This is a genomic window from Phenylobacterium sp., from assembly GCF_030646615.1.
Lineage (GTDB): Bacteria > Pseudomonadota > Alphaproteobacteria > Caulobacterales > Caulobacteraceae > Phenylobacterium.
On record NZ_JAUSLG010000052.1, the window covers coordinates 21,575 to 30,429 of the forward strand.

Annotated in this window: 9 protein-coding genes and 2 tRNA genes; 5 read left to right on the forward strand and 6 right to left on the reverse strand. The window is 69.6% G+C overall.

Going from position 1 to position 8,855, the window contains the following annotated elements:
- Nucleotides 1–24 precede the first annotated feature (24 nt).
- Complete coding sequence (locus tag Q7S93_RS09140; RefSeq protein WP_304713578.1) at nt 25–408, forward strand: DMT family protein; 384 nt, start codon at nt 25–27, stop codon at nt 406–408.
- A gap of 91 nt (nt 409–499) precedes the next feature.
- Nucleotides 500–2,317, forward strand: coding sequence for a methionine--tRNA ligase (gene metG, locus Q7S93_RS09145; RefSeq protein WP_304713579.1), 1,818 nt, complete (start codon nt 500–502; stop codon nt 2,315–2,317).
- Here the strand turns inward: metG and Q7S93_RS09150 are convergent.
- The 6 genes from Q7S93_RS09150 to rlmB form a co-directional block, all read right to left on the reverse strand.
- Nucleotides 2,314–3,537, reverse strand: coding sequence for a TIGR03862 family flavoprotein (locus tag Q7S93_RS09150; protein WP_304713580.1), 1,224 nt, complete (start codon nt 3,535–3,537; stop codon nt 2,314–2,316). The two genes, metG and Q7S93_RS09150, sit on opposite strands and share 4 nt — an antisense overlap.
- Before the next feature lie 4 nt (nt 3,538–3,541).
- Nucleotides 3,542–4,189, reverse strand: a complete 648-nt coding sequence (locus Q7S93_RS09155) for a GDYXXLXY domain-containing protein (protein WP_304713581.1) — start codon at nt 4,187–4,189, stop codon at nt 3,542–3,544.
- Nucleotides 4,186–5,235 (reverse strand): DUF2157 domain-containing protein, encoded by a 1,050-nt coding sequence (locus Q7S93_RS09160; RefSeq protein ID WP_304713582.1) that lies wholly within the window; start codon nt 5,233–5,235, stop codon nt 4,186–4,188. The genes Q7S93_RS09155 and Q7S93_RS09160 overlap by 4 nt, the downstream gene beginning before the upstream one ends.
- 110 nt (nt 5,236–5,345) lie before the next feature.
- The gene (locus Q7S93_RS09165) at nt 5,346–6,074 is read right to left on the reverse strand and encodes a TerC family protein (RefSeq protein ID WP_304713583.1); all 729 of its coding nucleotides are present in this window, start codon (nt 6,072–6,074) and stop codon (nt 5,346–5,348) included.
- 187 nt (nt 6,075–6,261) lie between these two features.
- Nucleotides 6,262–7,416, reverse strand: coding sequence for a hypothetical protein (locus tag Q7S93_RS09170; RefSeq protein WP_304713584.1), 1,155 nt, complete (start codon nt 7,414–7,416; stop codon nt 6,262–6,264).
- 115 nt (nt 7,417–7,531) lie between these two features.
- Nucleotides 7,532–8,323 carry a 23S rRNA (guanosine(2251)-2'-O)-methyltransferase RlmB gene (rlmB, locus tag Q7S93_RS09175; protein ID WP_304713585.1) on the reverse strand — a complete coding sequence of 264 codons (792 nt, stop codon included), beginning with the start codon at nt 8,321–8,323 and terminating at the stop codon, nt 7,532–7,534.
- Between the two features lie 132 nt (nt 8,324–8,455).
- Between rlmB and Q7S93_RS09180 the strand changes: the two genes are divergently transcribed.
- The 3 genes from Q7S93_RS09180 to Q7S93_RS09190 form a co-directional block, all read left to right on the forward strand.
- Nucleotides 8,456–8,541: transfer RNA gene (locus Q7S93_RS09180), tRNA-Tyr, on the forward strand.
- Between the two features lie 47 nt (nt 8,542–8,588).
- Nucleotides 8,589–8,662, forward strand: a tRNA-Gly gene (locus Q7S93_RS09185).
- 52 nt (nt 8,663–8,714) lie between these two features.
- Nucleotides 8,715–8,855, forward strand: a 141-nt coding sequence (locus Q7S93_RS09190) for a GTP-binding protein (protein WP_296514694.1), incomplete at its 3' end; no start/stop codon positions are given.

The window sequence follows — 8,855 nt, forward strand, 5'->3', positions numbered from 1 at the left end:
CGCCGATTGTCCTGGAGCCTTGCAATGCCCCCGACCCTGGCGCCTGGCCTGACGCCCCTGATGGCGTTCGCCGCTCCTGTCGTTCTGCTGGTGTTTTCCAACATATTCATGACGTTCGCCTGGTACGGCCACCTGAAGGTGGAGCATCGGCCGCTGTGGATCATCATCCTGGTGAGCTGGGGGATCGCCTTCTTCGAGTACTGCCTGGCCGTGCCCGCCAACCGCATGGGCCGCAGCGTCTATTCCCCCGCCGAACTGAAGACGATGCAGGAGGTGATCACGCTCGCCGTCTTCGCCGTCTTCTCGGTGATGTATCTCGGGGAGCGATTCACCTGGAACCACGCCATCGGCTTTGGCCTGATCGCGGCCGGGGCGCTGTTCATCTTCAAGGGGCCGATCCGGGTCTGAGATGCGCCGCCGCGGCCATGGCTTTTGGCAAGCTGGACGCGGCGCCATATAAGCCCGCCCTCACGACCCCTCACATACGAACCGGCGCCCCATGTCCCGCATCCTCATCACCTCGGCCTTGCCCTACATCAACGGGATCAAGCACCTGGGGACGCTCGCGGGCTCCATGTTGCCGGCCGACGTCTATGCGCGGTTCCAGCGGTCCCGGGGCCGCGAGACCCTCTATATCTGCGCCACTGACGAACACGGCACGCCCACCGAGCTGGCGGCGGCCGAGGCGGGCGTCGATCCGGCGACCTTCTGCGCCCAGCAGCATGAGGTCCAGGCCGAGCTTGGCGCGAAGTTCGGCCTCTCCTGGGACCATTTCGGCCGCTCATCCTCGCCGCAGAACCACAAGCTCACCCAGCGCTTCGCCCAGACCCTGTGGGAGGCCGGCCTCATCGAGGAGAAGGTCACCCAGCAGGTCTATTCCAACGCCGACAAGCGCTTCCTGCCTGACCGCTATGTGATCGGCACCTGCCCGCACTGCGGCTATACGGCCGCCCGCGGCGACCAGTGCGAGAACTGCACCCGGGTGCTCGATCCCGCCGACCTGATCGCCCCGCGTTCGGCGGTGTCGGGCTCGGACGACATCGAGATTCGCCCGTCCAAGCACCTGTTCCTTCGCCAGAGCCTGTTCTCCGACAAGCTGCGGGCCTGGATCGACGGCAAGAAGGGCGACTGGCCGCTGCTGGTCACCTCGATTGCGCTGAAATGGCTCGACGAAGGCCTGCAGGATCGGGGCATCACCCGCGACCTTGAATGGGGCGTGCCGGTCAACGCCGCCGACTGGGGCCCCAATCCCGACGGCGCCACGCCGGATGTGGAAGGCCTGGCCGGCAAGGTCTTCTATGTCTGGTTCGACGCCCCCATCGAATATATCGGCGCCACCTGGGAATGGGCGGACGCCAAGGCTGCGACTGAAGGCCGGGGCGTGGCCGAGGAGGCTGAGTGGGAACGCTGGTGGCGCCAGCCTCTGGCCGCCGACGTCACCTATGTGGAATTCATGGGCAAGGACAACGTGCCCTTCCACACCGTCGGCTTCCCCTGCACCCTGATCGGCGCCAATGAGCAGCGCGGTCCCGACGGCTCATGGCGGGCGGTCAACAATGCGCCCTGGAAGCTGGTGGACCGGCTCAAGGGCTTCAACTGGCTCGACTATTACGGCGGCAAGTTCTCCACCTCGCAGAAGCGCGGCGTGTTTATGGATCAGGCCCTGGACCTGCTGCCCGCCGACTACTGGCGGTGGTGGGTGGTCGCCAATGCGCCGGAAGGGTCTGACGCCACCTTCACCTGGGAGCAGTTCCAGGTGCAGGTGAACGCCGACCTGGCCGACGTTCTGGGCAATTTCGTCAACCGCATCCTGAAGTTCACCGAGACCCGCTTCGAGGGCGTCGTGCCCGACGGCGGTGAGCCCGGGGAGCTGGAGATCAGGCTGGCCGCCGATGTGACCGCCAAGCTTGCCGAACTCACCGAGCTGATGGAAGCCATGGAAATGCGCAAGTCTGCCCAGGCCCTGCGCCAGCTCTGGGTGCTGGGCAACCAGTACCTGACCGAGGCCGCGCCCTGGACCGCCATCAAGACCGACCGGGATCGCGCCGCCGTCGCCGTCCGCACCGGCCTCAACCTGGTGGCGCTGTTCGCCAAGGTGTCCGAGCCCTTCATCCCGTTCGCCGCCGAGAAGATCGCCGGCGGCGTGGGCGAGGCCTTCCCGGGGCGCTGGCCGCAAGGCGACGGCGCAGCCCTGCTGAACCTGTTGGCGCGGGGGACGAAGGTCGCGGCGCCGGACGTCCTGTTCCGCAAGATCGAGGACGCGCAGGTCGAGGAATGGCGCGAACGCTTCGGCGGCGCGGAGGCCGAGCCCGCCTAGCCTCGCTCAGCCAACCAGTCGATCGCCCCTAGCGCCGCGGCCCGGCCGGTGGCGAAGCTGGCCTGCAGCAGGTAGCCCCCCGTCGGCGCCTCCCAGTCCAGCATCTCGCCGGCGGCGAAGACGCTCGGGCGCGCCTTGACCATCAGGCGTTCGTCCAGGCCCTCGAACCTCAGCCCCCCGGCGCTGGAGATGGCGCGGTCCAGGCCCGCCACGCCGGTCAGGCTCACGGGAACCGCCTTGATCGCTTCAGCCAGACCCACCGGGCTGCGGGGCAGGCCGGCGCCGAAGGCTTCCCGTAAAAGGCCGATCTCCACGGGCGCCAGCTTCAGCATCTTGCGCAGGCGGTTGGACAGGCTGTCGCCGGCCCGGCCGCCGATGAGGCGGGAGGCCAGGTCGCCCCGGCGCATGTCCGGCCGCAGGTCGATGCGCAACTGCCCCTGGCCGCCGGTCGCCAGGGCGCGGCGGATGTCGCCGGACAGGGCGTAGATCCCGCCGCCTTCCAGGCCATAGGCGGCCACCAGGGCCTCGCCGCGGATGGTCTGTTCGCCAAAGGTGAGCGCCACGGCCTTGAGCGGCGCGCCGGCGAAGCGCGCGGTGAAATCCGGGCTCCACTGCGCCAGCACGCCCATATTGGCCGGGGCGAAGGGCGCCAGCGGCGCGCCGACGTCCCTCAAGGCGTCCGCCCAGGCGCCAGTGGCCCCGAGCCGCGGCCAGCTCGCGCCGCCCAGGGCCAGCACCGTGGCGGCGGGCCGGGCCTCCACCTCGCCCGCAGGCGTGGCGAACCTCAGGGCGCCGTCTGCGCCCCAGCCGGACCAGTCGTGACGCAGGTGAAAACGCACGCCTGCAGCGTCCAGCCGGCCGAGCCATGCCCGCAGCAGGGGCGAGGCCTTCAGGGCGCGGGGAAACACCCGGCCGCTGGAGCCGACGAAGGTGTCCTGGCCCAGAGCCTCGGCCCAGGCGCGCAGGGCCTGGGGATCAAACGCCGCGAGGATACCGCCGAGCGGGTCGCGGGCCTCGCCATAGCGGGCGACGAAGTCCGTCAGGGACTCGGAATGGGTGAGATTGAGGCCGCCGCGACCGGCCATCAGGAAGCGCCGCCCCAGGCTCGGCATGCGCTCATAGACATCCACCGACAGGCCTTGCGCGGCGAGCGTTTCGGCGGCCATCAGACCGGCCGGTCCGCCGCCGATGACGGCGACGTCGCGCTTGGGCGAATTCATGGACTTAGAACCAGTTCAGGTCTGCGCGGGTCCCGTCGACCTCGACGCCCCGGAGGCGGGCGCGGCCATCCTGGCCGATGGAGACGATGGCGAAGGCGGCGGGGCCGCCCGGCTGGCCGGCCGCGCGCAGGGACTCTTCCAGGGCGACGGCCTCGTCCTGGTCGGCATAGAAGCGGTCGACGCCGACATCCAGGGTGACGAAGCTGTCGCGCACCCGGTCGTCTTCCAGTGGCGCGCCGTCCTCAGGGACTGGCGGCGGCGCTGCGAACGCCTGGCGGCAGTGGGCGTCGCCGCGCACCGCCACCGGGCCATGGCGCAGGGCGGCCTCGCGGCTGGCGCCGGCCCCCGTCACCCGGTGATGGCCCTCCGGGCTGGGCGACAGGGCCACCCAGCTCTCGTCGCCACCGTAGTGGGCCTCCAGATCCGGCGGGCAGTCCTGGCCAGGCGGCAGGGCCTCGGTCAGCTGCAGGGCCGCATAGTGGCCGCTGAGCAGGCTGCGGGGATCGACCGCCTCCATGGCCAGCCGGACCTCCTGGCCTGTGGCCCGTGCCCGGTCCTCGCGCACCAGCAGGCCGATCAGGGCCAGGATCAGCAGGGTCGCCACCAGGCCGATCCGCAGGACCAGCGCCCTTGGGCTCGAAATCCGGTTCATGCCTTGGCCCTCCCGCGGCGAAGCAGGCCCCCGGCCACGAGCGCCAGAACCGCACAGCCGGCGAAGACGCCGGCCGCCGTCATGAGGCCGAGGCCCAGGTCCATCAGGATGGCGCTGACGGCCCCGATGGCCGCCAGGACTCCTGCGGCAGTGACGGCGCCGATCCGGTCATGGAGGCCCAGGGCGACCACGGCGCCCGACAGAATCAGCCAGGCCAGGCGATGGACCAGGCCCAGGGTTTCGTCGGCGAAGCCCGCGACGGCGAAGGCGAGCAGGGCGCCGGCCACCATCCAGGCATAGATGACGCCGGCCGCCCGCAGGTCGCGTTCGCTGGCCCAGCGGCTGGCGCCCGCGGCGATGGCGAAGGCGGCGGCCAGGGCGAGATAGGCCTCAGGCTGGATATCCGGCGCGGCGAACAGCCAGCCGACCACCATGGCCGGCCCCGCCAGGTGGGCCAGGCTGCGGCTATGCCAGGCCAGGGCCAGCAGCACGCCGGCCGGGGCCGCGATGGCCAGCCAGCGAAGCTGCAGTCCGAACAGGCCTTCAGGTCCGGCGAAATCGCCCAGCGCGATCAGGGCTACCGACACGATGGCGGCTGCATTGGCGCGGCCGGCCAGGGCCAGCAGCGCCGCCGCCAGGCCCGCCCCGCGCAGGGCGGCCTGCGGATCGCCGGCCAGGTCGAAGATCTGCCCGGTCAGGCCGATGGCGCCGGCATAGATCAGCGCAGCCACCCCCAGCAGCACGTCCCGCACCAGAGGGCGTCCGCGCAGGGCGGCCCAGCCGGCGCCGGCGCAGACAGCGGCGAAGATGCTGAGGATCAGGGCGAAGCGCGCCAGGCGGGGAATGGCGTCCCAATTGGCGGCGACGAAGGCGATGGCGGCGAGGCCGGCGAGGATGGTGCCCATGACCGCCAGGGCGATCCCGGCGTCGAGGCGGCGGGCCTCGGCCACGCTGTCCAGGATGGGCTGGCGGGACGCTGGATCGACCAGACCCTGGTTGATCCAGCGATCAAGGTCTTCGCTCAGTCGCGCCTTGTAGCCCGCCATACTGCGCTCCGGCCAAAGGGAAGGGCCCAGGCGCGAACGCCCGGACCTTATCTCTTAGAGTGAGAGCATTTCTTGATCCGATAACCGCGGCGCACTTATCGGGAAACGCTCTAGTGGAGGCGGTGTTCTGCCGCCTCTTCGGGCGAGATGTCCAGGAAGCCTGGCATCACCGCGTTGTAGGAGTCCACATTGTCGAGCTTCACGACGGCGTTGCGATGGCCTTCCCAGACCATGGACAGGGCGACGTAAAGCACCACGGCCAAGCCGATATAGCCGATCCACCGGTACTTGTGCAGCAGGCTGGCGATGTAGCTGGCGGCGACGCCCATCAGGGCGATGGAGAGGATCAGGCCGAAGACCAGGATGCCCGGGTGCTCGCGGGCTGCGCCCGCCACGGCCAGCACATTGTCCAGCGACATGGACAGGTCGGCGATCAGGATCTGGACGAAGGCGGCCCGGAAGCTCTTGACCGGTCGGGCCGTCGGCTCGGTGGTCGGATCGCCATCGAGCACGGCCTCGGCGTCGGCCTCGTCATGGACGGCCTGCTCGCGCAGTTCCTTCCACATTTTCCAGCAGACCCACAGCAGCAGCAGTCCGCCGGCGAACAACAGGCCGATGATGCCGAGCAGTTGTGTGGTGATCAGCGCAAAGCCGATCCGCATGATCACGGCGGCGATCAGGCCATAGAGGATGGCCTTCTTGCGCTGGTCGGCGGGCAGGGCGCCGGCCGCCAGGCCCACGGCGACGGCGTTGTCGCCGGCCAGGACGAGGTCGATCAAAAGGACCTGGAAAAGGGCGGTTAGGGCGGGGCCGTATTCGGCGAGCAATGACTCAAACATGGTCGCCTCAATGCGACAGGCCCAGGGCCGCCGCAACGCCTATTCTCAAGGTCGACTATAGAATCTTTATAGGCTGCCGCAGAGCGCGTTCCGCAGGACCGGAATCCAGTCCTGCGGTTGAAACGCGCTCAAATTTGAGGAGATCGAGCCTGATCACAGGCCAGGCATTCCGCCTGATCGCATCCCGCTAGGCAGGCTCGGGCTCACGTTCAGGCTCGGCCTCGGCCTTGGCTTCGGCCTCATCGTCCGCCTTTTCGCGATGATGGGCGTAGGCCGTGGCGGCCACCGCCCCGGCCGCCGCGGCGGCGAGGGGGGCGGCCAGACCCGGCCCGCGATCATCGTCGTGATCGTCATGGCTCTCGTTCGCACCATAGCCATAGGTCTGGAAGCGTCGCCGACGCTGGGCCTGCCTGCGCGAGGTGGCGTTGCGGGAGATGGCGGCCAGGATCAGGACCGCAGCCAGAACGGCCAGGGCCAGGAGGATGCTACGGGTCGACAGCCCATCCTGCTCGGCCGCGGCGCCGGCGTCATCGGCCGCCGTGCGGGCGGCCTCGACAGCCTGATCGGCCAGATCGCCGGCCTGTTGCGCGGCCTGGCCCGCCTGCTCGGCGGCTTGGCCGGCGTCGGGCGGGGTGACTTCGCGGTCCCAGAACTTGAACCGCTCCAGGAAGCTGAAGACCCCGCCGGTCCTCTTTTCGCCGGCTTCGGCTTCGGCCGCAGCGTTGGGGGCCGCAGTGCTGGGCGCCGGGGCGCTGGCCGTGGGCGCAGCTGGGGTCGGGGTCGGCGCGAGCTTGGGTTGGGGCGCCTTGGCGATCGGACCCGTCGCGGGGGGCTTCGGCGCTGGGGTCACGCGCTGTGCGACCTGAGGCGTGGCCGGGGTGATGGCGGGGCTGGGAGCGGGCGCGACCCGGGCGTCAGCGCTATAGGCCCGGGGGCGGGGCTGGGCCGGGGCCTGGGCGCTGGCGGCGCCATAGACGCGCTGGCGTTCGGCCGGGTCCATGTCCTCGGGATTGGCCACCGGCCGCATGGTGGTGACGAGCATGCCGTCGGCGCGGCGGAAGCGCACCACGGCGTCGTTACGCGCCTGGGCCGAGGTGAGGGCCGACTGGGAAACGTCGGCCGGCGGGGGCGGGCCGCCCATCAGCCCGGTTCCGTCGTCGGCCGAGCCTGGCGCTGCGCCCATCAGAGGCGGCGGCGGCGGGGGCGCCTCGGCGTAATAGTCGCTGCTCTGGGCCGGGGGGCCGGAAGGGGCGCTGCAGCCGACGACGGCGAGCAAGCCCGCCGTCGCCAAGAGCCCAAGGCCCTGCTCGCCAAGCGTCCGCCTGATGGTCCTGATCGCCATGGGACGTCCCCCGTACCCGTGTCTGACTTCAATATCGCGCCTATGGTTAACTACCAGATCACGACATAACGGTGAAATCAAAGCTGGGAATCGGCCGGCGCGAACAAGCTTCGCCTTAGGGGCGAGGACGGGACGCCTCATAGAGGGCGATGGCCGCGGCGGCCGACACATTCAGGCTCTCAAATCCACCGGGCATGGGGATCTTGGCCAGCACGTCGCAATGCTCGGCCACCAGCCGCCGCAGGCCCGCCCCCTCCGATCCCATGACCAGGACGCTGGGGGAGCCGTCCATGGCCTGGTCCAGGTTGACCTTGGCCTCGCCGTCCAGGCCCACCGCCCGCCAGCCCATATCGGCCAGGGCGTCCAGGGCGCGGGACAGGTTCACCACCCGGGCCACCGGGATCTTGTCGACCGCGCCGACGGCGGCCTTGGCCAGGGCGCCGGTCAGTTGCGGCGCATTGCGGTCCTGCAGGATGACGCCGACGCAGCCGAAGGCGGCGGCCGAACGCAGGATGGCGCCGACATTCTGCGGGTCGGTGACCTGGTCCAGCATCATCAGCACGGCGCCGGGCCGGGCCTCGAAGCTCTCCAGATCCACCTCGGGCAGTTCGCCGGGACGCAGGGCCACGCCCTGGTGCACGGCGCCCGGCAGCAGATTGCCCAGGCGCTGGGCGTCAGCCACCTCGATGGCGAGATCGGGAAAGCGTTTGGCCAGATCGGCGGCCCGCTCGGCGGTGGCGAGGATTCGCTCCGGTGGGGCTCTCAAGGGATTTTCGAGGGCGGCCAGCACGGCGTGCCAGCCCCAGAACCAGGCGGCGGACGGGGCTTCAGCCCTTGTGGGAGAAGGGGTTTGTGGCCCATTCCGACGCTTGGTTCGGGGCGCGTTGCGTTCCCGGATCGACGACACTATAAGACGCGCTCCATTTTGAGGCCGGGACAGGTCTCCGCCCGTTCCGGGGGTGTTGGCGATGCTTCTAGCAGAGGCCGCAACCCCGAGCGGAAGGAATTTGTTCAGGGCTCAAAGCGGTTCCGAGCGCGCGGGGGAATGTCCCGAGTGGCAAAGGGGGCGGACTGTAAATCCGCTGGCGTACGCCTTCGTAGGTTCGAGTCCTACTTCCCCCACCACGCCTCGGTTCGAAAAGGAGTATTGCGGCGCCCCCGCATCCTTCGGCGCGGGTATAGCACAATGGTAGTGCAGCAGCCTTCCAAGCTGAGGATGCGGGTTCGATTCCCGCTACCCGCTCCAATAACCGACACCTTTTACAAGAGCGCCTTGCGCGCATCGCCGGCAGGACCAGATGGCCAAAGAGAAGTTTGAACGTAATAAGCCGCATTGCAACATCGGCACGATTGGTCACGTTGACCATGGCAAGACGACGTTGACGGCGGCGATCACGATGACGCTGGCGAAGTCTGGCGGTGCGACGGCGAAGAAGTAC